Annotated in this window: 22 protein-coding genes; 8 read left to right on the forward strand and 14 right to left on the reverse strand. The window is 39.9% G+C overall.

The features are described from left to right. Positions 1 to 72: 72 nt before the first annotated feature. The 5 genes from QM959_RS01340 to QM959_RS01360 form a co-directional block, all read right to left on the reverse strand. Entirely contained in the window at positions 73 to 2052 is a 1980-nt protein-coding gene (locus QM959_RS01340; RefSeq protein ID WP_414370893.1) for a peptide ABC transporter substrate-binding protein, read from the reverse strand. Between the two features lie 201 nt (positions 2053 to 2253). Beyond that, the gene (gene glf / locus QM959_RS01345; protein ID WP_414370895.1) at positions 2254 to 3357 is read right to left on the reverse strand and encodes a UDP-galactopyranose mutase; all 1104 of its coding nucleotides are present in this window, start codon (positions 3355 to 3357) and stop codon (positions 2254 to 2256) included. Between the two features lie 365 nt (positions 3358 to 3722). After that, positions 3723 to 5681: a peptide ABC transporter substrate-binding protein gene (locus QM959_RS01350; RefSeq protein ID WP_414370897.1), complete on the reverse strand. Its 1959-nt coding sequence runs from the start codon at positions 5679 to 5681 to the stop codon at positions 3723 to 3725. A 204-nt stretch (positions 5682 to 5885) separates the two neighbouring features. After that, positions 5886 to 7853 carry a peptide ABC transporter substrate-binding protein gene (locus QM959_RS01355; RefSeq protein WP_414370899.1) on the reverse strand — a complete coding sequence of 656 codons (1968 nt, stop codon included), beginning with the start codon at positions 7851 to 7853 and terminating at the stop codon, positions 5886 to 5888. Positions 7854 to 8021: 168 nt separating this feature from the next. After that, positions 8022 to 9632, reverse strand: coding sequence for a glycoside hydrolase family 13 protein (locus QM959_RS01360; protein ID WP_414370901.1), 1611 nt, complete (start codon positions 9630 to 9632; stop codon positions 8022 to 8024). A gap of 152 nt (positions 9633 to 9784) precedes the next feature. Between QM959_RS01360 and QM959_RS01365 the strand changes: the two genes are divergently transcribed. Both QM959_RS01365 and QM959_RS01370 read left to right on the forward strand, forming a co-directional pair. Then, positions 9785 to 11269 carry a DUF1846 domain-containing protein gene (locus QM959_RS01365; RefSeq protein WP_414309365.1) on the forward strand — a complete coding sequence of 495 codons (1485 nt, stop codon included), beginning with the start codon at positions 9785 to 9787 and terminating at the stop codon, positions 11267 to 11269. A gap of 94 nt (positions 11270 to 11363) precedes the next feature. Then, on the forward strand, positions 11364 to 11846 hold the full coding sequence (locus QM959_RS01370; RefSeq protein WP_125827416.1) for an S-ribosylhomocysteine lyase: 483 nt from the start codon (positions 11364 to 11366) through the stop codon (positions 11844 to 11846). Between the two features lie 165 nt (positions 11847 to 12011). Here QM959_RS01370 and QM959_RS01375 read toward each other — a convergent pair whose 3' ends face one another. The 5 genes from QM959_RS01375 to rsmH all read right to left on the reverse strand — a co-directional run bounded on the left by QM959_RS01375 (position 12012) and on the right by rsmH (position 19194). Beyond that, complete coding sequence (locus QM959_RS01375) at positions 12012 to 14117, reverse strand: ATP-dependent Clp protease ATP-binding subunit (RefSeq protein ID WP_414370903.1); 2106 nt, start codon at positions 14115 to 14117, stop codon at positions 12012 to 12014. 561 nt (positions 14118 to 14678) lie between these two features. Beyond that, positions 14679 to 15659: a phospho-N-acetylmuramoyl-pentapeptide-transferase gene (gene mraY, locus QM959_RS01380; protein ID WP_414370905.1), complete on the reverse strand. Its 981-nt coding sequence runs from the start codon at positions 15657 to 15659 to the stop codon at positions 14679 to 14681. Position 15660: 1 nt separating this feature from the next. Beyond that, on the reverse strand, positions 15661 to 17913 hold the full coding sequence (gene pbp2X, locus QM959_RS01385; RefSeq protein ID WP_414370906.1) for a penicillin-binding protein PBP2X: 2253 nt from the start codon (positions 17911 to 17913) through the stop codon (positions 15661 to 15663). Between the two features lie 3 nt (positions 17914 to 17916). Next, on the reverse strand, positions 17917 to 18234 hold the full coding sequence (gene ftsL / locus QM959_RS01390) for a cell division protein FtsL (RefSeq protein WP_414370908.1): 318 nt from the start codon (positions 18232 to 18234) through the stop codon (positions 17917 to 17919). 9 nt (positions 18235 to 18243) lie between these two features. Further along, positions 18244 to 19194 carry a 16S rRNA (cytosine(1402)-N(4))-methyltransferase RsmH gene (gene rsmH / locus QM959_RS01395; protein WP_414370910.1) on the reverse strand — a complete coding sequence of 317 codons (951 nt, stop codon included), beginning with the start codon at positions 19192 to 19194 and terminating at the stop codon, positions 18244 to 18246. 164 nt (positions 19195 to 19358) lie between these two features. On the opposite strand from rsmH, the gene QM959_RS01400 reads away from it, so the two are divergent. From QM959_RS01400 to QM959_RS01425, 6 genes are read left to right on the forward strand one after another with little or no spacing between them, the layout of a single operon-like run. Next, entirely contained in the window at positions 19359 to 19553 is a 195-nt protein-coding gene (locus tag QM959_RS01400; protein WP_001082472.1) for a helix-turn-helix transcriptional regulator, read from the forward strand. 15 nt (positions 19554 to 19568) lie between these two features. Further along, positions 19569 to 20111, forward strand: a complete 543-nt coding sequence (locus tag QM959_RS01405; protein ID WP_414370912.1) for a DUF3278 domain-containing protein — start codon at positions 19569 to 19571, stop codon at positions 20109 to 20111. 9 nt (positions 20112 to 20120) lie between these two features. Beyond that, entirely contained in the window at positions 20121 to 20363 is a 243-nt protein-coding gene (locus tag QM959_RS01410; protein ID WP_414370913.1) for a hypothetical protein, read from the forward strand. 9 nt (positions 20364 to 20372) lie between these two features. After that, the gene (locus QM959_RS01415) at positions 20373 to 20699 is read left to right on the forward strand and encodes a hypothetical protein (RefSeq protein WP_414370915.1); all 327 of its coding nucleotides are present in this window, start codon (positions 20373 to 20375) and stop codon (positions 20697 to 20699) included. 26 nt (positions 20700 to 20725) lie between these two features. Further along, positions 20726 to 21304: a DUF3278 domain-containing protein gene (locus QM959_RS01420; RefSeq protein ID WP_414370917.1), complete on the forward strand. Its 579-nt coding sequence runs from the start codon at positions 20726 to 20728 to the stop codon at positions 21302 to 21304. Then, complete coding sequence (locus QM959_RS01425; protein ID WP_414370918.1) at positions 21301 to 21777, forward strand: glutathione peroxidase; 477 nt, start codon at positions 21301 to 21303, stop codon at positions 21775 to 21777. Before QM959_RS01420 ends, QM959_RS01425 begins: the two co-directional genes overlap by 4 nt. Before the next feature lie 140 nt (positions 21778 to 21917). On the opposite strand, the gene QM959_RS01430 is transcribed toward QM959_RS01425, so the two are convergent. From QM959_RS01430 to QM959_RS01445, 4 genes are read right to left on the reverse strand one after another with little or no spacing between them, the layout of a single operon-like run. Then, positions 21918 to 22211 (reverse strand): DUF5960 family protein, encoded by a 294-nt coding sequence (locus QM959_RS01430; RefSeq protein WP_414370920.1) that lies wholly within the window; start codon positions 22209 to 22211, stop codon positions 21918 to 21920. Beyond that, positions 22204 to 22566 (reverse strand): hypothetical protein, encoded by a 363-nt coding sequence (locus QM959_RS01435; RefSeq protein WP_247935654.1) that lies wholly within the window; start codon positions 22564 to 22566, stop codon positions 22204 to 22206. The genes QM959_RS01430 and QM959_RS01435 overlap by 8 nt, the downstream gene beginning before the upstream one ends. Then, entirely contained in the window at positions 22563 to 23978 is a 1416-nt protein-coding gene (locus tag QM959_RS01440; RefSeq protein WP_414370922.1) for a Y-family DNA polymerase, read from the reverse strand. Before QM959_RS01440 ends, QM959_RS01435 begins: the two co-directional genes overlap by 4 nt. Before the next feature lie 3 nt (positions 23979 to 23981). Further along, entirely contained in the window at positions 23982 to 24668 is a 687-nt protein-coding gene (locus tag QM959_RS01445; protein WP_414370923.1) for an XRE family transcriptional regulator, read from the reverse strand. Positions 24669 to 24872: the final 204 nt, after the last annotated feature.

The raw sequence follows: 24872 nt of genomic DNA on the forward strand, positions 1-24872 counted from the left end.
AACATCAGATAGGCATCAATCTATTTTCTCGAAACCAAAAGAAGTTAGCTAACAACTAACTTCTTGTTTAATCTATTTCACATGTTTTGCGAGTTCTTCTTGCGCTTTTTTATTGGATTCTTCTTTTTCTTTCGTCCATTTATCTTGAGCTTTTTGGTATTCATCTGCAGTGACTGCCTTGTCTTGAAGTTCAAGGTATTTATACAAGAGTGGTTCACTTGTCCCTTTGTTTCCTGCCAATGCAAATGGAATTGTAAATGGTTTCATCTTAGACAAGATAGGACGGCCTGTACGAGATGTCGTTGGAATGACTAGGGCACTATCTGTTAGCCAAGCTTGAGCTTCAGCGTACTTATTATAACGTTTTGAAACATCTGTAGTTTCAGCTCCTGCTTCATTGACCATTTTATCATAATCATTGAGACCAACCTTCTTAGCAGCCTCATTATTTGTTCCTGAATCAAATCCTAGGTAAGTTCTCGTATTTTCTCCTACAGATGGTTTGATAATATCAAGGTAGGTAGATGGATCTGAGAAGTCTGGTCCCCATCCGACGTTATCAGAAAGATCCCAATCCTCACCAGCAGCAGTTTGTGCAAATAACGTTACATTAAGCACTTCATCTTTTTGCAATTGTTGGATATCAATAATGACATTATCAGTTCCTAAAGTTGCTTCCAAGGATTGTTTCATAGATTGGACGCGCTGAACTTTTGTAGTTGCTGTTTGGTCAACAGGCATATCTAGGTGAATTGGGAATTGTACTCCCTCAGCTTGTAGGGCTGATTTGGCTTTAGCAAATTCTGCCTTGGCTTTCTCTGGATTATAGAGACCATCTTGTGCATCAGCAAGATTGACATCATTCCATTCATCCCCGTAAGTCACCAATTTTTCTTTGACCATGTCGCCAAAGTTCTTCCCATCTGCTTGAACAAATGTTGGTGGAACAAAGATATTACGTAAGATTTTGCTTGCTCCAGTTTGTCCATTCAGCTGAGAGGCATAGGCTGTACGGTCAAATCCAAAGGCAATAGCCTGACGGAAATCCTTGTTTAGGAGAGCCTTTTTAGTAGATGTTTTTTGTTCTTCGCTAGTCTTAGAAGTATATTTATAGGACTGACGGTCGATGTTTGTCCCCACTACATAAGTTGTAGAGTCTTGTTGCGTATAGACAATATTGTCCTTCATCTCTTTCTCAAGCTCTGCAAAACTTGCACTGGTTGGATAGAGACGAGCTGCTGAAAGGCTACCGTCTTTAAAGTTTTCTGCAGGTTTACTAGTATCTTGACCATCCCAGAATGACAATTTGACTTTGTCAATATGCACATTGTCTTTATTCCAGTAGTTAGGATTTTTTGCAAATTCAACAGCAGATTTGGTTACAATGGATTTCAACAAATAAGGACCATTGTACAAGATACTACTTGGATCCGTAGCTTTGGCAAAATCATCCCCTTTTGAATTCAAAAACTCTTCATTAACTGGTGCTAAGACACCCATTGTTGTTTTAGAATTCCAAAAACTTTCAGGTTTGTTCAAAGTGTATTGGACTGTTTGATCGTCAATCGCTTTAATTCCAACTTGAGAGAAATCTTTATTTTCCCCTTTAGCATATGCGTCCAAACCTTTAATTGAATCTTGTACCAAGTAAAGGGCTTCTGATTTCTTATCTGTCGCATATTTAAGACCTGTCACAAAGTCCTGAGCCTTAACAGGAGCATACTCTTCTCCCTCAGATGTATACCACTTGGCATCCTGACGAATCTTATAAGTATAGGTCAAGCCATCTTTAGAAACTGACCAGTCCTCTGCCATTGATGGCACCAAATTCCCATAACGGTCACTCTCCAACAAACCATCAATCACGTTACTAGTGATATTGGCAGTTGCTGCCTTACCAGTTGTTAAGTAGTTGAGGTTATCTGGGTCTGTCTCGTAGGTAAATGCAAAAGTCTGCTCGCCTTTAGTTGCAGAACCACCTGAACAAGCCGCTAAGACACCTGCTGCTAATAAAGTTACTCCCGCAAGAGCTAATACTTTCCTTGTTTTCATAGTACTCTCCTTTATTTTTTATCCATTATAGACTCTTTTTAAAGTCCTGTCAATAGAATTTTCTGAATTTTAGAAAATTATTTTTTAAACAACAACTTTGCAAAAATATGAATAATATCAAAAAATCCCTCAACTACATTAGGTAGTCAAGGAATTATCGATTATATTTCTAAATAGCAACTGGTTAGCAGTTTTAGTTGTTTAATCCAACTCATTTCTTACACACTGCAAGGCTGCTCCAATTACTTGGTGCATATCGTAATAACGATAGTGTCCTAAACGACCACCAAAGATAACATTCCCTTGCTCATCAGCCAATTTTTTATACGATTTATACAAATGATTATTCCGATCATTATTAACTGGATAATACGGTTCATCACCTTTTTCCCAAGTTTTAGAATGTTCTTTAGTAATAATAGTCTTTTCTTGGTTCCCAAACTCAAAATGTTTGTGTTCAATAATGCGAGTATATGGGGTATCAGCATCTGTATAGTTGACAACTGCATTTCCTTGGTAATTCTCCATATCCAAGGTCTCATTTTCAAAACGAAGACTACGGTACTCTAGTTCACCTAACTTATAGTCAAAGAATTCATCAATCATACCAGTAAAGACAATCTTAGGGTAGTCCTTCATATATTGTTCTTTATTCTCAAAGAAGTCAACATTTATTTCTACATCAATGTTTTCATGATCCAACATTTTTTCAACTATTTGAGTGTATCCACCAATTGGAATTCCTTGATAGGTATCATTAAAATAGTTATTATCATAGGTCAGGCGTACTGGCAAACGGCGAATGATAAAGGCTGGAAGTTCCGTAGTTGGCTTGCCCCACTGTTTCTCTGTATAGTCTTTGATTAATTTTTCGTAGATGTCTGTACCTACAAGAGAAATCGCCTGTTCTTCCAAATTTTCAGGAGTTTTGCCATTTAAAACAGCACGTTGCTCATCAATCTTGGCTTGTGCTTCTGCAGGCGTTACAACTCCCCAGAGTTTATTAAAAGTATTCATATTGAAAGGAAGGTTATAAATCTCTCCCTTATAATTTGCAACAGGAGAATTAGTATAGCGGTTAAACTCTGCAAACTGATTTACATAATCCCAAATCTCCTTGTCAGAAGTATGGAAGATATGAGCACCATACTGATGAACTTGAATTCCTTCCTCTTCACGGGTATAAATATTTCCCGCGATATGATTTCGTTTTTCAATGACTTTGACTTTTTTTCCTTTTAAGGCTGCTTCATGGGCAAAGACTGCACCAAAAAGACCAGCACCAACGATAAGATAATCATACATACGATACTCCTTCAATTCAAAACATACTAAATTTCAATCAAGTTATTCCTAAAATAAAATAATACTAAGTAAAAACCAGCTAGCAAACTAAAGTGATTTCTACAGTCAGCTCAAAAAATACTTTGAACTTATATACAAAACTAATAAAGTTAATAATAGACTTACAATGACAAGACAATATTTACATAGTTTTTAATAGATTTTCAAACAATATCAGCAAACCTAGAAATACTAATCAATTCTAGCATAAAGCAATGATTTTTTCAGCTACCAATATAATGAATAAGTCAAATCAAAAAGACAAGCATCAAAAAATGATGATTGTCTTCATAGAATAATTTTCTTTTCGGAAAAACTATTTTATCTTATTTAACATGATTTTCTGCTTCTTTTTGAGCTTTTTCGATTGCTTTTTTGCTTTCTTGCTCCCATTTAGTCTTGGCTTCTTCATACTGTTTGGTCGTAACAGTATCTTTTTGCAGTTTCATGTACTTGTAGTTATTTCCATCGCCCTTGATACCAACCAATGAATAACCTCTTGTAAATGGTGTCACTTTAGTTACAGAAGCTGTTCCACCATTTGACATAGCTGACATAAGGAGAGAGTTATCGATCATCCAAGCTTGAGCTTCGGCGTATTTTTCATAACGCTTCGCCACATCTTTGTTTTCACTATCCGCTTCCTTGAGCATTGTAGTGTAAGTATCTAGACCTAGGCTAGCAATTTTTGCTTTATCTTCCTTGGCATCTAGACCAAAAATCTTGAGGTAGAAACCATCCTCTGCATTGAAAGGATTGAGATAAGTTGATGGATCTTGATAATCACCTACCCAGCCATCAAAGTTCAAATCGTAGTCTCGATCAGCTGGTGTCGGTGCCAAGAAGGCTACGTTATTAAAATCATCTGTTGAAAGTTGTTGAACATCAATGACAATATTATCAGCACCTAAAACCGACTCAAGGGTCTGCTTAACTGAGTTCATGCCTGTCACAGCATTTTTATTTGTCTGATCAACAGCTACATCCAAGTGAATTGGGAAGGTCATACCTTGACTTGCCAATTCTTTTTTAGCTTCCGCAAATTTTGCTTGGGCTTTTTCTTTGTTGAAATAGGCATCCTGAGCATCTGCCAAGTTAATACCTGACCATTCTGTTCCGTAGTTGACCAATTTAGAAGCGACTACTTCTCCAAAGGTCTTATCTCCAACTTGGACAAATGTAGGAGGCACTAGGGTGTTACGAAGGGTCTTGCTAGCCGCTTCTTCCCCATTTGACTGAGCAGAATAGGCTGTGCGGTCCAAGGCAAAGTTCACCGCTTGGCGGAACTTCTTGTTCAAAACAGCTGTCTCAGTTGACTTCTTCTGCTCATCTGTCGTTTTAGCAGTATGATTGTAGGCCTTACGGTTGACGTTGAAATTGAAATACCAAGAAGTCTTGTCTTGCAAGCTATAGACGATATTATCCTTATATTTCTCCTTGGTCTTAGCAAAGTTTGAACTATTTGGATAAACCCCAGCGATAGAATAGGCTCCACTTTCAAAGTTACGGATGGTTAATTCTTGGTCTGAGCCATCAAAATAAGCTAATTTCACGTGTTCAATCGATACTTTGTCATGATCATAGTAATGCGGATTCTTCACATACTCGATAGATGATTTTGATGTGAAATCTTTTAACAAATAAGGTCCGCTGTAGAGAATGCTATCTGGAGATAGGGTACCAAAATCTTTCCCTTTTGAATTTAGAAACTCTTCGTTTACTGGGAAAAGAATACTATTCGTTGTTTTTGAATTCCAGTAAGGCTCTGGGCGTACCAAAGTATACTCAACCGTCTGGTCGTCAATGGCCTTCACCCCAACCTTAGAAAAGTCAGAATCCGCTCCTGTAATATAATCATTCAAGCCCTTGATCGAGTTTTGAATCAAGTCAATGGCCTGTGATTTATTGTCCACTGCGTACTTGATACCTGTCACAAAATCTTGTGCCTTAACTGGGGCGTACTCTTCACCGTCAGCTGTAAACCATTTGGCATCTTTTCTCAATTTGTAGGTATAAGTCAGGCCGTCACTTGAAACAGACCAGTCCTCTGCTAAAGACGGAACTAGATTTCCATAATTGTCATTTTCAAGCAAACCATCAACTAGGTTGGTTATAATCGATGTATTATCAGCGTAGTAGTCTAATAAGTAGTTAAATGTAGTTGGATTTCCACTAAAGGTTGATGAGTAAGTTTTTGTATCTGAACTTGATTGTCCGCAAGCAGCTAAAAGCAAAGCAGCCGCAAAAGTCAGGCCTGCACTAAGGACACGCTTTTTTGTATTCATCTTCTTTCTCCTTTATGTTAGTTTTTATAACATAGGTTTATTTTACCAAATTAGTGGGGATTTGTAAAGTTAATTGAATTTCTAGAATGGAAGTTTATAAACTCTAGGAATTAAAAAAACAAAGGTTTTCTGTCTTTCATACAGTCTTCCCTTGTTTTTATGCGATTTATTGATTAAAAATTATTTGTAAAAACAAGCCTAGACTCATTTTACGTGTTTTTCTAAATCCTTTTGATACTGAGCATTAGATTCTAGTTTTTCCTTTTGCCATTTTTTGAGGGCTGCCTCATACTCTTTAGTCGTAACAATATCATTTTGAAGTTCCATTCCTTTAAAAATAAATGGATCCCCTTTGATACCAACTTGTGAATAAGCTTTAGTAAATGGCACAGAACGACTTACCATAGGAGAACCTCCTGAAGACGCCACTGGAATAAGGAGAGAACTATCTGTTACCCAAGCCTGAGCTTTAGCATATTTTTCATAACGTTTGTCAAGATTAGTGGTCTCAGAGGCAGCTTCATCCAAGAGCTTCTTGTATTCATCTAAGCCAATTTTCGCCATAACTTCAGGATCCTTGCCCTTTGTTATACCTAGATGTTTCAAGGCAGAACCCTTCTTAGCATCTAAAATATTGAGATAGGTTGCTGGATCTTGGTAATCTGGTCCCCAACCTGTTCCGTTCAAATCATAGTCTTTTTGCGCTGGCACTTTTGCTTGAGAAGTAATACTTTCCTTCTCATTGTCTGTCATTTGAAGAACATCTACAATGACATTCTCCGCTCCAAGCGTTTCTTCAATTGATTGTTTTAGCGAATTGGTTTGTTGAACCGCAACTACATCTGTCTGTTCTACTGGCACATCCAAATGAATCGGGAAACTTACTCCCTTAGCTTGTAATTCTGACTTCGCTTTCTCAAATGCAGATTTAGCCTTTGTAGGATTGTAAATTGTATCCTTACCATCTGTGAGAGTCACATCTTTCCACTGTTCTCCATATTTCAGTAGTTCATCTTGAGCCAACTGTCCGAAGGTCTTCTCTGCTACTTGAACGTAATTATCTGGTACTAGACTATTACGAATAATCTTATCCGCACCTTCTTCACCGTTTAATTGAGCTGTATAGGCGTGGCGATTAAAGGCAAAATTAATTGCTTGACGGAAATTTTTATTCAGCATGGCTTCTTTTGTAGAAAGCTTTTGTCCTTCATCTGTCTTGGCTGTTTTATTATATGATTGACGATTTACGTTAAAAGTAAAGTAATAACTAGTTGCTTCCTGAGGGCTATAAATAATCTGATCTCCATATTTTTCTTTGGTGGAAGCAAAACTTGAACTATTTGGAAAAAGTCTCGCTGTATTATATGCTCCTGTAGCGAAACTACGGATAAGAGATTCTTGATCTGATCCGTCATAAAATGTTAATTTTACATTATCAATCTTGACATTTTCCTTATCCCAATAGTTAGGATTTTTTTCATATTCAATCACAGATTTAGAAATCAAAGATTTCAAAAAATATGGACCATTGTAAAGAATACTTGATGGGGTCGGCGCTCCGTAATCCTTGCCTGTTGCATTCAAAAATTCTTCATTTACAGGAAGCATGGTTGCTGTTGTTACTTTAGAGTTCCAAAAACTTTCTGGTTTATTAAGGGTATATTCTACCGTATAATCATCAAGAGCTTTAACACCTACAGTTGAAAAATCATTGGTCTCACCACTAACATAAGCTTCCAAACCTTTGATTGATTTTTCAATCAAAGAAAGACCATCTGACTTACCATCTGCTGCATGTTTCAGACCGGTAACAAAATCCTGTGCCTTAACTTCTGCATACTCCTCTCCTTCAGAAGTATACCATTTCACACCCTTACGAAGTTTGTAAGTGTAAGTCAAACCATCGGCTGAAACAGTCCAATCCTCTGCTAAAGACGGAACAAGATTCCCATATTTATCATTCTCTAAAAGACCATCAACAACATTACCAATCACGTCAGAGGTAGAACTTTTACTCGTAACGCTATAATCCAAGGAAGACGGATCCACTGCATAAACATAAGAAAAGCTCCTCGGGGCATCTGCTTTCTTATCACTTTTACCACAAGCTGCCAAAAGAAGGGCTGCACTCAAGGTCACTCCCGCTCCTAAGAGCCACTTTTTCGATTTCATAGGCAATCTCCTTTAAGATAGGTTTTTCACCATTATAACCTATTTTTCTATAAATGCAAGAGCTTTTGAGATATTTTTTAGAAAATTCTAACAAATATTTTTTAAAGATTTTTCTATACAATTTTTAGTAAAAAACCTCAAACTCTATAAGCTTGAGGTTCCCACTTTTTAGTCAATCAATTCCACACAGAAAGCATCCCATGGAGCCAAGATTTGTTTTTCAAAAACTTCTTGAGCTAGGGTGTTTTCAATCAAGACCGATTTGATTTTTCCTTCTACTGTTAAGTCTTGTTTTTCATTGGATAAGTTAGCCACAACTAGGAAGCAACGGTCACCGTCTTTACGGATATAGGCAAAGACCTTGTCAACTGTATCAAGCAATTCAAAGTCAGCTCGAATCAGCCAGCTATTCTCCTTACGGATTTGGACCAACTTCTGATAGGTATAGAAAATAGAATCTGGATTTGCCAGTGCTTCTTGAACGTTGATTCTTTGATAGTTTGGATTCACTGCTAACCAAGGTTGACCAGTTGAGAAACCAGCATTTTTGCTTTTGTCCCATTGCATTGGGGTACGGGCATTGTCACGTCCAATGACACGAATACTATCCATGATTTCTTTCATCGGAACGCCTTTTTCTAGAGCCTCACGCGCATAGTTGAGAGATTCAATATCCTCTACTTGATCCAGCGTTTCAAACGGATAATTTGTCATCCCAATTTCCTCACCTTGGTAGATATAAGGAGTCCCTCTCATGAGATGAAGTAAGATTGCAAATGCTTTGGCAGATTTTTCGCGGTATTCTTGGTCATTTCCCCAGATTGATACGATACGAGGAAGGTCATGATTGTTCCAGAAGAGGGAATTCCAGCCATCCTCAACTCCTAATTCTGTCTGCCATTTGTTGAAAATATCTTTTAACTTAGCGATATTCAGCTTTTTTTGATAGTGCCACTTAGGTTGACCTTCCTGATACTGAAGACAAATATGTTCAAATTGAAAGACCATAGACAATTCTTGCCCCTTTGGATCAGAGTAGAGCTTGGCAATTTTTGGAGTTGCTCCCCAAGTCTCCCCTACTGTCAAGAGATTCTTATCTCCAAAGGTCGCCTGATTCATCTCCTTGAGATAGGGATGGAGCATAGGTCCATTATTGACTACCTTCTCATCAGGAATTTTCCCAATCATGTCAATGACATCCATACGGAAACCGCCAATCCCTTTATCAATCCAGAAGTTCATCATCTCATAAATTTTCTGGCGCAATTTTTCATTTTCCCAGTTGAGATCGGGCTGTTTCTTACTGAAAAAGTGGAGATAGTATTGACCTGACTTTTTATCGTATTCCCAAGCAAATCCACCAAAGATAGAATCAAGGTCGTTGGGTTCATCCCGCCAGATATAGTAATCTCGCTCAGGGCTATCAGGATTTTCACAGGCCTCGACAAACCAAGCATGCTCATCTGAAGTATGATTGACCACCAAGTCCATGATAATACGAATATCACGTTTCTTAGCTTCTGCGATCAGTTGGTCCATATCCTCCATGGTCCCAAAAATAGCTGCAATAGCTTGATAATCAGCAATATCATAACCATTATCATCCATAGGACTGTCATAAACGGGAGAAAGCCAAATTGCTGTAATTCCAAGTTTAGCAAGATAATCTAACTTACTGGTAATTCCTGGCAAATCACCAATTCCATCTCCATTGCTGTCCATAAAACTCTTTGGATAGACTTGATAGACTACGGCATTGTGCCACCATTTTTCTTGCATCTTCTTACCTCTTTATTTTCATAATCTATAGTCTATGATAGCGCTTTTCGGAACTTTGTGCAAGCGTTTGCCTAATCTTTTTGATTCCTTTTTTAACTCCATAGTTTCCTAACTTCCAATTTTTTATTATAATAGAGGTCAGAGGTAAAAAAATGAAAAAACAAGCTTTTAGTTCTGAACAATATTTGAATCTACAACGCGACCACATTTTGGAGCGCATTAACCAATTTGACGGCAAACTCTACTTAGAGTTTGGTGGCAAAATGTTAGAAGATTTCCACGCTGCTCGTGTCCTTCCTGGTTATGAGCCTGACAACAAAATCAAGCTCTTGCAAGAATTGAAAGAGCAAGTTGAAGTTGTGATTGCCATTAATGCTAGCAACATCGAACATTCCAAGGCACGTGGTGACTTGGGCATTTCTTATGACCAAGAAGTCCTTCGTTTGATTGATAAATTCAATGAATTAGGAATTTTCGTTGGCTCCGTTGTCATTACACAATACGCTGGTCAACCTGCTGCAGATGCCTTCCGCAACCAACTTGAGAAAAATGGAATTGATTCTTATCTTCATTATCCAATCAAAGGATATCCGACGGATATGGATCACATCATTTCTCCAGAAGGCATGGGAAAAAATGACTACATCAAAACTAGTCGCAACTTGATCGTCGTAACTGCTCCTGGACCTGGTTCTGGAAAATTGGCAACTTGTATGTCCAATATGTACCACGACCAAATCAACGGTATCAAGTCTGGTTACGCTAAATTTGAAACTTTCCCAGTTTGGAATCTTCCCCTTCATCATCCAGTCAATTTGGCCTATGAAGCTGCCACAGCTGACCTTGATGATGTCAACATGATTGACCCCTTCCATCTCCAAACATACGGAGAAACCACTGTCAACTACAACCGTGATATCGAAATTTTCCCAGTTCTCAAACGCATGTTGGAACGTATCCTTGGGGAGTCTCCATACGCTTCTCCAACAGACATGGGTGTCAACATGGTTGGCTTTGCTATTACAGATAATGAGGCTGCTATCGAAGCTTCTAAACAAGAAATCATCCGCCGTTACTATCAAACAGTTCTTGACTTCAAGGCTGAAAAAGTTGGGGAATCTGCTGTCAAGAAAATTGAGTTGCTCATGAACGACCTCGGTATCACACCTGCAGACCGTAAGGTTGCTGTTGTTGCGCGTCAAAAAGCAGAAGAAACTGGCGGACCAGCCCTAGCCCTTGAATTGCCAAATGGGGAAATTGTCACAGGTAAGAACTCAGAACTCTTTGGCCCTACAGCAGCTGCTCTTATCAACGCTATCAAGAAGTCAGCTGATATTGCTAAAGAAGTGAAACTAATCGAACCTGAAGTTGTTAAGCCAATCCAAGGTCTTAAAATCGATCATCTCGGCAGCCGCAATCCTCGCCTGCATTCAAATGAAATCCTGATTGCACTGGCTATCACAGCTACGGAAAATCCTGATGCTGCTCGCGCTATGGAAGAACTTGGCAACCTCAAAGGAAGCGAAGCTCACTCAACCATCATCTTGACAGATGAAGACAAGAATGTCCTTCGTAAATTAGGGATCAACGTAACCTTTGACCCTTACTATCAATACGACCGCTTGTATCGTAAGTAACGATTCGAACCTCTCCACCCTCGGAGAGGTTTTCTCTCTGTCTCAAGAGCTGGCTTTATGATATAATGAAAGAAGAAAATTGAAAGGATTTACCATGTCAAAAGAAGTTATTGTTGAAAGTTTTGAACTTGACCACACTATTGTTAAAGCACCCTACGTTCGCTTGATTGGGGAAGAAATAGGACCAAAGGGAGATGTCATCTCCAATTATGATATTCGCTTGGTGCAACCAAACGAAGACTCTATCCCTACCGCTGGCTTGCACACTATCGAGCACCTCTTGGCCAAGCTTATCCGTACCCGCATTGACGGCATGATTGACTGTTCACCATTTGGGTGCCGCACAGGCTTCCACATGATTATGTGGGGGCGCCACACCAGTGCTGAAATCGCGGCCGTTATCAAGGATTCGCTCAAGGAAATCGCTGAGACTACTACTTGGGAAGATGTCCCTGGAACAACCATCGAATCTTGCGGAAACTATAAGGACCACAGCCTCTTTTCTGCTAAAGAATGGGCGAAACTCATCTTGGAACAAGGGATTTCAGATGATGCTTTTGAGCGTCATGTGATCTAATACTCAATGAAAATCAAAAAGCAAACTAGGAAGCTAGCCGCAAGCTGTACTTGAGTACGGTAAGGCGACGCTGACGTGGTTTGAAGAGATTTTCGAAGAGTATAAACACAAAAAGGAACCAGTTTTTTCAGCTGGCTCCTTCTTTTTTATTCTCAAAATTTTGTCTTAGGCTTTTTCACGAATGACTAAAACACCATCTTCCATATCAGCTTCTAGGTGTTTAGCATCAAGATGGTCCAAATGGAAATCTGTCACCTTATCACGGATTTGTTGTTCAACCACACGACGGAGTGGACGAACACCCATGACTTCATCATAACCTTCTTCTGTCATATATTCTTTGGCAGCTTCACTCACCACCAAGTCAATATCTTTCTTAGCAAGAGTTTTGTTCACCTCTGCTAACATCAAGTCCACAATCTTAGAAAGGTCTTCCTTAGTCAAGTGTGAGAACTCAATCACAGCGTTAAAGCGATTCAAGAATTCTGGACGGAAGTAAGGTTTCAAACGATCCATCAATTCTGGTTTGTCCGCATCTTCTGTCAAGTTGGCTTCATAGCCAAATCCAGCGTTTGATGTCGCGATAATGACAGTGTTCTTGAAGTTTACTGTATTTCCTTGACCATCTGTCAAACGACCATCATCCAAGACTTGGAGGAGAAGAGTAATCACTTGAGGATCCGCCTTTTCAATCTCATCTAAGAGAATGATAGAGTAAGGATTGCGACGCACACGTTCTGTTAAGGTATTGCTATTGTCATCATAACCCACATAGCCTGCTGTTGTACCAATCAGCTTAGAAACGGCTGTGCGATCACTGTATTCAGACATATCCAAACGGATGATCGCATCCTTGGTCCCAAACATATCCAGCGCCAACTGCTTAGCAAGTTCTGTCTTACCAACCCCAGTTGGACCTACGAAGAGGAAGCTACCGATTGGGCGATTGCCTTCATCAAAACCGGCACGGTTACGACGGATAGCACGAGCTACCGCTTCTACCGCCTTGTCTTGACCGATTACCTTATCTTTCAAGCGATGAGCCATATCTTTCAAACGCTCAATGTCTGATGCTCCCATTTGCGATACTGGAATACCTGTCATTCGTTCTACAGATTCGGCCACATCATTGACACTTGCAGTCACCTTCATATCCTCTGTGTGGTTTTCGATTTTCTTTTCCAATTCTGCAATGCGTGTTTTATAGTTTAAAGCTGCTTCAAAATCTTCCGCCTCAACAGCTTTTTCTTGTTTGTCTTTTTCTGCCTCAATTTCACGTTCAACAGCATGAACATCTGTTACTGGATGTTGAGCGGCTAAGTGAGCCGCCGTTACATCGACAAGGTCGATAGCCTTATCTGGCAAACTACGTTGAGGAATATACTGAACAGAATAATCCACTGCTGCTTTCAAGACTTCATCTGGCAAGATGACATTGTGGTGTTGTTGATAGAGGTCACGAATTCCTTGAAGGATTTTAAATGTATCCTCTGCTGAAGGAGCATTGACCTTGACTTCGTTGAAACGACGAGCAAGGGCTGCATTCTTCAAGATCGTGTTACGGTATTCGTCTTGAGTCGTTGCCCCAATCACGGTCAATTCTCCACGAGAGAGAGCTGGCTTGAGAATGTCTGCAAGCCCCTTAGATCCACTGTCTCCACCAGTGCTACCAGCACCTAGAATTTGGTGAATTTCATCAAAGAAGAGGATAATATTCCCTGCTTCTTTTACTTCATTGACTAGATTTTGAATATTTTCTTCAAAGCTTCCTCGATACTGAGTTCCCGCTTCAAGTCCTGAAATATCAATTGAGATGATTTCCTTGTTCTTAATGGAAGCAGGAACATCACCATTTACAATAGCTTGCGCTAGTCCTTCAACAACTGCTGTCTTACCAACACCTGCATCTCCTACCAAAACAGGATTGTTCTTGGTACGGCGCGAAAGAATTTCAGATGTTTCTTGAATTTCCTTGTTTCGTCCGATAACAGGATCTAACTTACCTTCTCGCGCTTCTGCTGTCAAGTTACGACCTAGTTTAGTTAGGATACCATCTTGCTTCATTCCTGAAGCCTGTTGTGGCATTTGTCCATTAGTTTCTGCATTGCCTGGTAATTGACCAGTTGCACGATAGTGAGCAAATTCCTCTGGTGTCACTTCACGTCCGTTAATCAAGTAGCGGCGATTTTCAGAACTGTATCCTCGCATACCACCCATCAATTGGTTAAATAAATCATCCATGTTGTTAAAATTATTAAAGTTGTTACTCATATTCTTTACCTCATTTTGTTCACTTAGTTATGATTACTGATATTGACTATCTTTGACCTTTGTTTTAAAAAATTTAGACTAGCTAAATCGCTACTCTACGTACTATTTCTGGTTTTTCTTTTTCAAGCAGGAGTAGACTATCTTTACTTCTGAAGATTTCTAGATTAAACATAGACCCACCTCTTTCTATTTCACTTTAAATAAGCGTTCTAGTAAGGCTTTCATTTACCTTACGTTCATAATATACTACATTAGTCAGAAAAGGTCAAGAGATTTGACTTTAACTGACCAATATTTTTTATACTCTTCGAAAATCACTTCAAAGCACTTCAGATTCCATCTGCAATCTCAAAACAGTGTTTTGAGCTGACTCTGTCAGTTCTATCCACAACCTCAAAACAGTGTTTTGAGCAACCTGCGGCTAGCTTCCTAGTTTGCTTTTTGATTTTCATTGAGTATAAGCTGTACTTTGAGCAGCCTGTGGCTGGCTTCCTGGTTTACTCTTTGATTTCCATTAAGTGTTTAAATGCAAAAACACCCTGAAATGTCAGGGTGCCATTTTTACATCAAATATAAAATTGCTAGGGTCAGGAGACTTGCTAGGAGTCCCACTCCCCAAAAGAAAAAGTCAACCTTCCACTCGCTCCAAGGATTTCCTTTACCAGACAATCCCCCAAGCTCAAAATGATGATGGACAGGCGTCATACGGAAAATACGTTTACCACCTGTCAGTTTGAAATAACTGACTTGCATCATAACTGAAGTTGTTTCAAAGACATAAACAATTCCGATAATTAAGAGAGTCCATTCTTGGTGGAGGGCCATAGAGATAGCTGCCAGCATTCCACCTAGGGCCAAACTTCCCACATCTCCCATAAAGACCTTAGCAGGCTTATAATTAAAGACGAAGAAGCCGAGCAAACCACCAATCATGGCAAGAATCACTAGAAGGATATCCATCTGACCTTGCACATAGGCAATAACTCCATAGGCAGACAAGCTAATCACAACTGAAATACTAGCTAGACCGTCAATACCATCTGTCAAGTTGACTGCATTTGAAAAACCGACTAGCCAGAAAAGAGCGAAGACAATATAGAAAATCCCTAGATGCACTTGGTAACCAAAGACCGAAAGCATATCGCCCCCACGCTCATAGAAAAGATAGAAGATAACTCCACCTAAAAGCTGAAGAGCCAATTTTTGCTTAGGATTAAGTCCCTCATTGATTTTACGAAAGACCTTGAGAAAGTCATCTAAAAATCCGACAAGTCCATAAAGGACCAAGATGAACAAAATCATTCCCACATTATTGGTCAATTGTTTTGAAAAAAGAGCAACAAGGAGACTCACCACAACTGCAGCAATGAGGAAAACAAGTCCCCCCATAGTTGGCGTGCCAGCTTTTGCCTGATGCTGTTTGACATCCTCATGCATCTGCTGGCCTGTAATTTGCGCCTTTCTATAAAATTGGATAAAGGCCGGAATTCCTACCAAAGTTAGTAAAAATGTCACAATTCCAGCACTGATGGAAATAAACATATTAGTCTCCTAAAGTTAATGTAATTTTTTTAATGTCCTTGATAGCTGTATTAGCACGAACATCTTGCTTCTGCACAGTAGAGCCTGAACCTTCAAATTCAAGTTCTATATTTAACCACTTAGAAAAAGCTTCTGCTGTTGCTTTTGTCCAACCATACATATCTGGAATTTCTTCTACCTTATCCGATAAAAGGAGAACTTGTTGGTTTGGTGCAAGATTTTTTCCTTCTTCCACAGAAGACTCTTTGATCTTTGTTCCAGTACCGACAACGATTGGTTGCACAATATTTCGGCGTAGGGCTTCCGCCAAATCGCCAGGTGAAATATCCTTGATGCTAGGCATTGCATAAGAAGATTCTGTCGTCACTTGGTCTAAATTCTTAGCTGGAGATTGAAGATTGAGAGATTCTTTCATAGCAGAGGCTCTTTCAAGAATTGGGTTGGCAAATTCCCCTAACTGGATACCTGAATAATGTTCAGGCTGTTGAACCGTTACATACAAGATAAAATCAGGATTTTCAGCAGGGTTCATAGCCACAACTGAGAAAATGTAGTTAGTAGAACCAACTAAGTAGCCTCCATTTTTCTCGTCAGCGATTTGAGCCGTACCAGACTTGAGGGCTACATTTTGACCTGGAACATTGACAGTTGCTTTTCCTGTACTATGATTATACATAGTTCCATATGTAGGATCCGTTCCTACTAAGACCATATGAGCCCGAGTTTGACTAGCCGCATCTTTCGAAACTGGATTTCCAACAATTTCTTTTTGAGATTTACGAACGGTTTGATCATTTGGATCATACAAGGCCGTAATAAATTTAGGCTCTAACATAACACCATCATTGGCAATGGCTGTAAAAGCACGTAGCATCTGGGTCTGCGTTACAGAAATTCCCTGACCAAATGCACTCATGGCAATATTGACAATATTATCAGCTGGAAGTTGACCAGCGTATTCATCTGTCAAACCAAAGCGAGTTGGGACCCCAAATTTAAAGCGGTTTAGATAATCCAACCAAGTAGCATCTCCCATTTTTTGTTCAAGTAGACTCATTCCAACATTACTGGAGTGAGCGAAACCTTGTGAGAAAGTCATCATCCCACCAGTAGTCAAACCATCATTAACATCCCAATCTCGAATCGTCGCATCCGCTATTTTTAATTCACTGCTATTGAAGTATTCTCCACTTGGGAAGGTATTATTATCAATAGAAGAAGCTAACGTCATAACCTTCATGGCTGATCCTGGTTCATAGTTACTTTGATAAAGAATGTCACGCCAAACAAAGTCTTTGGTGATACCATCCTTAGTATCTGCATTAAAGGTAGGTCGTTGGGTGGTAGCGAGGATTTCACCGGTCTTTGCACTGACCAAGGTCGCGGTCATATACTTACCTTTTACTTTTTGTAGAAAGGCATCCATCTGAGTTTCCATGAAAGATTGGAGCGGGCTAGACAATGTTGTATAAACATCCTTGCCATCCACAGTTTGTTGCGACACTTGTTCTGTACCTGGTACGATATTTCCTACACGGTCTTTTTCATAGGTAATAATTCCGTCTGTACCAGCAAGAATAGTATTTAACGAACTCTCAAGACCAGAAGTTCCTAACAAACTCTTGCTGCCATCTTCATTTTCATGAAGTTGGGCTAAACCAATAAAACTAGAAGCAAATTGGCCATTTGGATAGCTTCTGTTAGGGCTCGTTGTAAAGTCAATTCCTTCCACACTAGCATCTTTTAATTCTTTTTTTATAGCCATCATATTGGCATAGGTAATCCCATTTCCTTTTGCACCAAAGGAAACCTGGGTCAGATTTGGTTGACCCAGTTGTTCTTTCACATAAGCTTCATCCATATCCAAATACTTATGGAAGACTTCAGCTACCTTATTAAATTGAGAATCCTCTACATAAAGAATTTTACCCGTTGCTGACTTGTATTTTTTATCAATAACAGCATAGACGTTATAAGAGGTCGCATCTTCAGCGATAGGCACTCCATTTCGGTCATAGATAGTCCCACGTTTGGCAGGAACTGTTCGGGTTGTTTGGTGAACTTTTCTAGCCTCTTTCACCAAGTCAGTACCAAATATATTACCTTTTGCGATAATATACGCAAAATTGGCCAAAAAGAGGGCGAAAAGAGCAACAGCTACAAAGCTGAGGTACTTGCCAACTATCCTACGGTTTTTTGCTGGAGATTTACGATTTTTTATCGCAAATCGGGTTATTTTTTCTGTCCATTTCATATCTTACTCCGCTGTTCGGATATTTTCATTATTCAATTTCAAATCTTTTTTATCTGCAATCTCTTTCAAGCGCTCTAAACGAATCAATTCATTGACTTCCTGCTTGGCGTCATCGAGCTCTGTCTTCTTCTCCTCTATCTGCGCATTGATTTTTGTCAAATCACTTTGCACTTGCAGGAGCCGTGTCTGCATAAAGATAATGCTCACTGCTAAAACAAGAGCTGTAAAAGCGATGGAAAGATAAAAAGCCTTCTCCACACGTGAGAATTTTTTTATACGATTCTGCAAGAATTGACTGGTTGTTTCTTTCTTATCTACCATTTTTTCCTCTTACTTGTGAATTTTTCTGGCCACGCGCAACTTGGCTGAGTGCGAGCGGTTATTGGCTTCTAATTCTTCTGCACTTGGCAAGATTGGCTTACGGGATACCAATTCCATCTTGGGCTTAAGATTATCTGGGATGAAAGGCAAACCTTTGGGAACTTCAACCGTTGAAGCTTCCTTGAATAACTGCTTAGTCAAGCGGTCTTCCAAGGAATGAAAGGTAATCACTGAGATTCTCCCATCCAGAGCCAACATATCCATAGCCTGCTGGATAGATTCATCCGCCGCTCCCAGTTCATCATTGACTTCAATTCGAATAGCCTGAAAAATCTGCTTAGCAGGATGCCCCTTCTTCTTGAGTTCTTTTGCAGGCTTAGCAGACTTGATAATCTCTGCCAACTCAGTCGTTGTCTCGATTGGCTTGACTTCACGTGCCTGTTCAATCTTACGCGCAATCTGTTTAGAGAATTTATCCTCGCCATACTTGAAGAAAATACGAACCAAGTCATGATAGTCATAGTGGTTCACCACTTCATAGGCTGTCAGACTAGCATCCTGATTCATGCGCATGTCCAGTGGCGCATCCTTTTTATAAGAAAAACCACGCTCACGCTGGTCCAATTGAGGACTAGACACGCCCAAGTCATAACAAATTCCATCAATTTCCTGAACACCAGCTTCGCGCAAACGTGCTTGCAAATGACGGAAGTTATCCTTGATAAAGGTCACCATCCCCTTTTCAATGTAAGGTGCCAAGCGTTTTTGCGCATTGTCAATGGCATTCTGGTCCTGGTCAAAGGCATAGAGATGGCCTTTTTCACTTAATTTACTTAATAAATATTCGCTATGGCCTGCTCCACCCAAAGTCGCATCAACGTAGATACCGTCAGGCTTTACGTCAAGCATATCAATTGTTTCATGGAGTAAGACCGTTACATGATGAAATTCTTTTGTCATATCCTATCTATTTTACCACAAATCCGACCAGCTTGCACTAGTCAGACAAATAGGCCAAAAAAAGTAAGATTTCTTTAAGAATATGTCAAATATGCTTGACATTCACTTCATAGAAGAATATAATATAGTCAAATATATACGACACAAAGCAGAAAGGAGAACAGATGAATCGTGTGAAAGAATTTCGCAAGGAACTAGGCATTTCCCAGCTCGAGCTAGCCAAGGATATCGGTGTCTCGAGACAGACTATCAATATGATTGAGAACGACAAGTACAATCCAACTCTGGAACTCTGTCTCAATCTCGCTCGCAGCCTCCAAACTGACCTCAACAGTCTCTTTTGGGAGGAAGATTTTTAAAAAAGGAGTAAACTTATGAAAAAAGAAACCTTCACTGAAAAACTTATCAAACGCACATACGCTATTTCTGATCCCCTTGATGAATACAAACGGCGCGAGGCCGATCGTATCGGCAATCAAGTCTTTATCGTCCTCTTTTATCTGATGCTTTTTGGAAATCTTATCCCACTCCTTCTGGCCTATAAATATCCTCAAGAAGTGGCTCTGGTCTATCCTCCTCTGATTTTAGGGATTGCCCTCATCGCTGCTGGCTATCTTACCTACCAAATGAAAAAAACAGGGATTACAACTATTGAACCAGATATGCTGACTGAGAAAGAAAGTAAGCAACTACATTACCCTGGTCTTAAAGCAGGTTTGTTCTTTGGTCTATGGATGTTTTTTATAACTCCTCTTCTTCATATACTGTTAGGTGAGAGTCAGGACTATCTTCAGTCTCTTCTCACTATAAGAAATGGTGTAGCAAGTATTCTCGGTTCTATCTTCTTCGGAGCAAGTATACAGTTTCTCATCTCCCGTCGCATTGCTAAAGCTAAGAAAGATCAAGATGAGGATTAGGAGGAAACTATGAAAAAAGAACAGAAACAGTTACGTTATCCTAGTCTGAAAGCAGGTTCGATTTATGGAACAGTGATATTTTTTATAAGTCCACTCATCGATACCCTAACAAGTGAAAATCCAAATTTTATCAGTTCTCTTCTAAATACAAAACATATTTTTAAAACTATACTGGGAGCTTTCTTTTTCGGAGTGATGATGCATATTGTCGACTCACTTCGTATTGCAAGAGCTAAAAAAGACCAGGATTAGGAGGTACCTATGAAATCACTAGTAACTTTACTTACCTATCATCTTTTGTTCAGTTCTCTGCTCATCTTCATCATCGTTTCAGGGAACTTGCCAATCAGCGAGACACTCCTCCTTCTAGTCTTTATTCCAGCCCTCAACAAAGGACTAACTTATCTAAAGATTGACTCCCAAAAAACACGCATACTCAACTTAGCACTATGCTTTATGATTATATCTTTGCCACAACTGATGCTCATCTCAATCAGCTGGAAATACTATTTACTGTTCACCATCGCAATCCTTTCTTCTATCACTTATCTTTATTATCTCTATCAATTCGTAAAAGAAAGTCAGTAAAGTCGCTCATTTAGGAGGTTACTAATATGAAAAAAGAAGACTTAACCACTCGCCTACTTCGAAATCTCTTTCACATCCAAGGCCCTTTTGATGAATGCCGACAAGAGATTATCTACAAAGCCTGTGCCCGTTCCATGGTTCAAATCGTTTATTCTTCCTTCTTCCTCTTCTTGTTTTATCTATTATTTGGACGCTTCATAGAGGCCGTTCGCTATGCCATGCCCTACGTTTTCTTTGGCCTTATTTATTTCATTACCTTAAAAACTCAGAGAGCCGTCAAAGAACTCCATCTGGAAAAAGATGACAAGTCAGAAATCATACTCAAAACCTACAGCAAAGGCCAAATCAAATTTCGGAGTTGGATTGTGTTTATCGGTATTCAGATCGGTCTCTTTACCTTACTCATCTTTCATAAAGTCTTCGTTCAGCAGATGTCCCTTTCAGATTTTGGGAAGTTGCTCATGCAATTCGATAAAAGTGTTCCTTTCCTGATGTATGGGTTGATTATCGGTAGTATCTTCGGAACCCTGACCTACGGATTTCTATCACTACAAGAGGAGAAAACTCCTAAAAATACCAAACAGAAGGAGAAAAGCAATCAATGACTTCACTTTACGATTTTTCCGTTTTGAACCAAGACAATCAAGAAACCTCACTAGATGCCTATCGTGGTAAGGTTCTCTTGGTTGTCAATACTGCTACTGGATGCGGTTTAACGCCCCAGTACCAAGGTCTCCAAGAACTCTATGACCGCTATCAAGACCAAGGTTTTGAGATTTTAGACTTCCCTTGCAATCAGTTTATGGGACAAGCACCAGGCAGCGCAGAGGAAATCAACAGTTTCTGTAGCCTACACTATCAAACCACTTTCCCACGTTTTGCAAAAATCAAGGTCAACGGCAAGGAGGCAGACCCTCTCTATGTTTGGTTAAAAGACCAAAAATCTGGCCCACTAGGAAAACGAATCGAATGGAATTTCGCTAAGTTTCTCATCGGTCGAGATGGGCAAGTCTTTGAACGCTTCTCTTCAAAAACAGACCCAAAACAAATTGAAGAGGCGATACAATCCCTACTATAATTTACAATCTCGCTATGCTTAGGTTTCCTTTAGCCTAATGAATAGTGAGATTTTTTGATTAATTTTGACCTAAATAGAAAAACACCTCATGATAGGAAACATGACGTGTTGAAAAATGATACATTTACCACAGACAGGCACTACTGACCACTATTTTTAACCCCAGCATATACATAGGTTCTATTTCTGGGACACGCTTTTTCCGTTACCACCCTAAAATAAAAGCGATGCTCCCGCCCATCCTTGGCATTTTCCTTGTTTAAGACAAAGTAGTTTTTCTGATTCATCGCCATGGTTCGTAGGATGTCATCAATCAAAAAAGTCAAGGGGATGTTCATGGCAGAGTATTTTTGAAAATCCTCTTCAAAACGAATATAGTTATCTGAAAAATAATCCATCTGTAGCTTGTTTTCATACAGCTCTTTTCTAGTCATAAAGTTCCTCCTCCCACAGTCGAATTTCGAGGACATCTGCAATCTCTACCAGCTTATATCCCTCATTTGTCCTAATAGATAGGATCTGATGTGATAACTCTCTCACCTCACCGATAATCGTGGTTTTCTGCTTCTTTTCCTTGACCACAAAACTTCCCTTTAGTTGGCCAACATAAAGCTGAGAAAGCAGGTGTAACTTCTCAACTGGGGCCAAATCCGTTGAAAAATCAACCCGATTTTTTTCTTCACTCAGCGAACTAGTATGTTCTGAAAGGTAAAATCCCATCCACTTCTGCATACCTGGATCTTGATAGTCTCGCGCAGATTGAAAAGGTAAATAAGAACGATCAATCATTTTAATCCATCTAATCCTCCAGCAGAATGTCCCCCAATCAGCTTGCTTCTGGCAAGGCTCCTAGAGGTTTCTTCTAGTGCATTGGCTTTTAAAAGGGAGGTGAAACCAAATTCTTCCCGAATAGAGTCAATAGCCGTCTGGAGCCTTTCTTCTTTTTCTAACTTGTCAACATCATCAAAGAGAGATATAAAACCAAAGGACTCGTCTACAAAGCTTGAATAGTTGACTCCGACACTTCTAACCGCTCCAGAAGTGTATTTATTATGAAATAGCTTCAAAACATAATCCGTTAAGACCGCAGTATTATTGGTAGGTTCGACCTTCATTTGTGTGTGAATAGACGGCCTGACCTCCTGTTTAGAGAAACCAAGATAGATAGAGACAAGAGTTGTTTTCTTACCCGCCCTTCTCAATCTAATAGCCACCTGCTCAGCCATTTCTCGGAGAATAATTTCAATATCCCTTAGCTTCACGTAGTCTCTCGGCAAGATTTGAGAATTTCCCAAACCTTGGGACTTAGCTTTATAGGACTTATGAACATTGCTCTCGTCAATCCCGTTAGCATGAAACCACAAACGCAGGCCAGCCTGACCGAGAGCTTTCTTTAGCTGATCTGGATTGCTGGTTGCCAATTCCTTGATGGAAAAAATCCCCAGAGTATGCAAGCGTTTCTCCATCCGCCTGCCAATTCCCCAAAAATCCGTCATCTTTGGAATGGCCCAGACCTTCTCTTCCACATCCTGGTAAGACCAGTTGGCCCTCATGGTCGGAGTGTGCTTGGCTCCATTATCCAGAGCCAACTTGGCCATTAAAGGGTTGGCATTTGACATGCCCACTGTAGAGTAAATCCCTGTCCGCCTCCAAATATCCCTCTGAATGCGAGCAGAAAGCAAATCCAGCTTGTCTTTGCGAGAGAGACTCTTATCTGGGATGAAATAATTAAGTGAACTAGTCAGGTCGATAAAGCCCTCATCAATAGAGTAGGGATAAATATCATCTGGACTGCCATAATTTTGAAAGATTCGTTGGATTTCCATATTGACCGCTATGTACTCATCCATCCTAGGAGGCACAATCAAGGTCACTTGAGCCCAATCTTCGATGTAGCGAACATAGTCTGAATCGGTAGGTAACCCTTGCTTTCGAGCATTATAGTAGGAAAATTTGCGGGTATTAATATCAAAAGGCAAATCATAAGCCCGGCCAACATTTGACTTGCCAAAAATCTTCTTAAAGAGGGGAGAGGAGGCTAGAATCAGGCCAGTTGAATTATCCGCGCGACTCATGACACAAAGCGAAGTTTTCAGCGGATGCAAGCCCCTTTTCACACACTCGACACTGGCATAAAATGATTTCATATCAACAAAGGCAATGTCACTTTTAGGCTCTCTGGAATAATCAAAGTAGCCCATAGGCTAGCCCTCCATTGGCACAAAGTTCCCAACGATAATCCCTACAATCCGAGGATCTTCCTCATAGGAGATGAAAATGTCCTTGTATTTAGGATTGATAGAGACCAGACGCAGGCCATCTTCCTCTCGATATACCCGCTTGATATAGGTCTGATTGTTACAAACCACTGCATAAACCGCCCCATCATAGTCAAATCCTGTCTCTCGAATTAGGGCCACCGAACCATTTTGGTATTTGGGGTCCATGGAGTCCCCAGACACCCAGGACGCAAAATCATGAGCCAACTCCTCATTAAAGTAAACCGTATCAAAATTCTGGTCATCGTAAACCGAAGCCCCAATACCTGCTGACATACGTTCGTAGACACGGTACTCGTAAAGCCGCTCTGGCATGGTCGCCACTTTCTGGGCTTGTTCCTCTTGAGCTAGGTTGCGAGCATAGAGTACAACCTTTTCCTTCCCTTGCTTGGAGAGGCTATGGTAGATACGGACAATCTCTATCTGGGTGAAATAGCCCTTGGGTACTTTTAAAATATTTTCTAGCTGGGCCACCTTTTCTTTGGATGGTTCCTTGACCCCACGTTCCCAAGCCGAATAAGCCTGAAAACTAATCCCCAACTCCTCTGCAATTTCCCTCTGTGTTAGTTTTAACTCTTTCCTCCGAGCCTTGAGTTTTTCTGGCTGATACATACTTCACCTCCTATTATGATGCTTTAATGGATATTATCTCCCTTAGAAAGACTAATCTTTAGTTTAGTCACTTTTCAAACTCAACCATTTTGATTTAGTTTTATTATATAAAAAAAGTAGACGATTGTCCACTGGGAAAATCAAATTTTAACAGATAGTCTTATCCTTTCTGAACAAAAAAGAACACCCCAAAAGGTGCTCTTT

It is taken from the genome of Streptococcus mitis (genome assembly GCF_047459985.1).
Lineage (GTDB): Bacteria > Bacillota > Bacilli > Lactobacillales > Streptococcaceae > Streptococcus > Streptococcus mitis_DZ.

Excerpts from the sequence above, each read along its gene's own strand:
- QM959_RS01340 (WP_414370893.1), bottom strand. The coding sequence starts at position 2,052 with ATGAAAACAAGGAAAGTATTAGCTCTTGCGGGAGTAACTTTATTAGCA.
- glf (WP_414370895.1), bottom strand. The coding sequence starts at position 3,357 with ATGTATGATTATCTTATCGTTGGTGCTGGTCTTTTTGGTGCAGTCTTT.
- QM959_RS01350 (WP_414370897.1), bottom strand. The coding sequence starts at position 5,681 with ATGAATACAAAAAAGCGTGTCCTTAGTGCAGGCCTGACTTTTGCGGCT.
- QM959_RS01355 (WP_414370899.1), bottom strand. The coding sequence starts at position 7,853 with ATGAAATCGAAAAAGTGGCTCTTAGGAGCGGGAGTGACCTTGAGTGCA.
- QM959_RS01360 (WP_414370901.1), bottom strand. The coding sequence starts at position 9,632 with ATGCAAGAAAAATGGTGGCACAATGCCGTAGTCTATCAAGTCTATCCA.
- QM959_RS01365 (WP_414309365.1), top strand. The coding sequence starts at position 9,785 with ATGAAAAAACAAGCTTTTAGTTCTGAACAATATTTGAATCTACAACGC.
- QM959_RS01370 (WP_125827416.1), top strand. The coding sequence starts at position 11,364 with ATGTCAAAAGAAGTTATTGTTGAAAGTTTTGAACTTGACCACACTATT.
- QM959_RS01375 (WP_414370903.1), bottom strand. The coding sequence starts at position 14,117 with ATGAGTAACAACTTTAATAATTTTAACAACATGGATGATTTATTTAAC.
- mraY (WP_414370905.1), bottom strand. The coding sequence starts at position 15,659 with ATGTTTATTTCCATCAGTGCTGGAATTGTGACATTTTTACTAACTTTG.
- pbp2X (WP_414370906.1), bottom strand. The coding sequence starts at position 17,913 with ATGAAATGGACAGAAAAAATAACCCGATTTGCGATAAAAAATCGTAAA.
- ftsL (WP_414370908.1), bottom strand. The coding sequence starts at position 18,234 with ATGGTAGATAAGAAAGAAACAACCAGTCAATTCTTGCAGAATCGTATA.
- rsmH (WP_414370910.1), bottom strand. The coding sequence starts at position 19,194 with ATGACAAAAGAATTTCATCATGTAACGGTCTTACTCCATGAAACAATT.
- QM959_RS01400 (WP_001082472.1), top strand. The coding sequence starts at position 19,359 with ATGAATCGTGTGAAAGAATTTCGCAAGGAACTAGGCATTTCCCAGCTC.
- QM959_RS01405 (WP_414370912.1), top strand. The coding sequence starts at position 19,569 with ATGAAAAAAGAAACCTTCACTGAAAAACTTATCAAACGCACATACGCT.
- QM959_RS01410 (WP_414370913.1), top strand. The coding sequence starts at position 20,121 with ATGAAAAAAGAACAGAAACAGTTACGTTATCCTAGTCTGAAAGCAGGT.
- QM959_RS01415 (WP_414370915.1), top strand. The coding sequence starts at position 20,373 with ATGAAATCACTAGTAACTTTACTTACCTATCATCTTTTGTTCAGTTCT.
- QM959_RS01420 (WP_414370917.1), top strand. The coding sequence starts at position 20,726 with ATGAAAAAAGAAGACTTAACCACTCGCCTACTTCGAAATCTCTTTCAC.
- QM959_RS01425 (WP_414370918.1), top strand. The coding sequence starts at position 21,301 with ATGACTTCACTTTACGATTTTTCCGTTTTGAACCAAGACAATCAAGAA.
- QM959_RS01430 (WP_414370920.1), bottom strand. The coding sequence starts at position 22,211 with ATGACTAGAAAAGAGCTGTATGAAAACAAGCTACAGATGGATTATTTT.
- QM959_RS01435 (WP_247935654.1), bottom strand. The coding sequence starts at position 22,566 with ATGATTGATCGTTCTTATTTACCTTTTCAATCTGCGCGAGACTATCAA.
- QM959_RS01440 (WP_414370922.1), bottom strand. The coding sequence starts at position 23,978 with ATGGGCTACTTTGATTATTCCAGAGAGCCTAAAAGTGACATTGCCTTT.
- QM959_RS01445 (WP_414370923.1), bottom strand. The coding sequence starts at position 24,668 with ATGTATCAGCCAGAAAAACTCAAGGCTCGGAGGAAAGAGTTAAAACTA.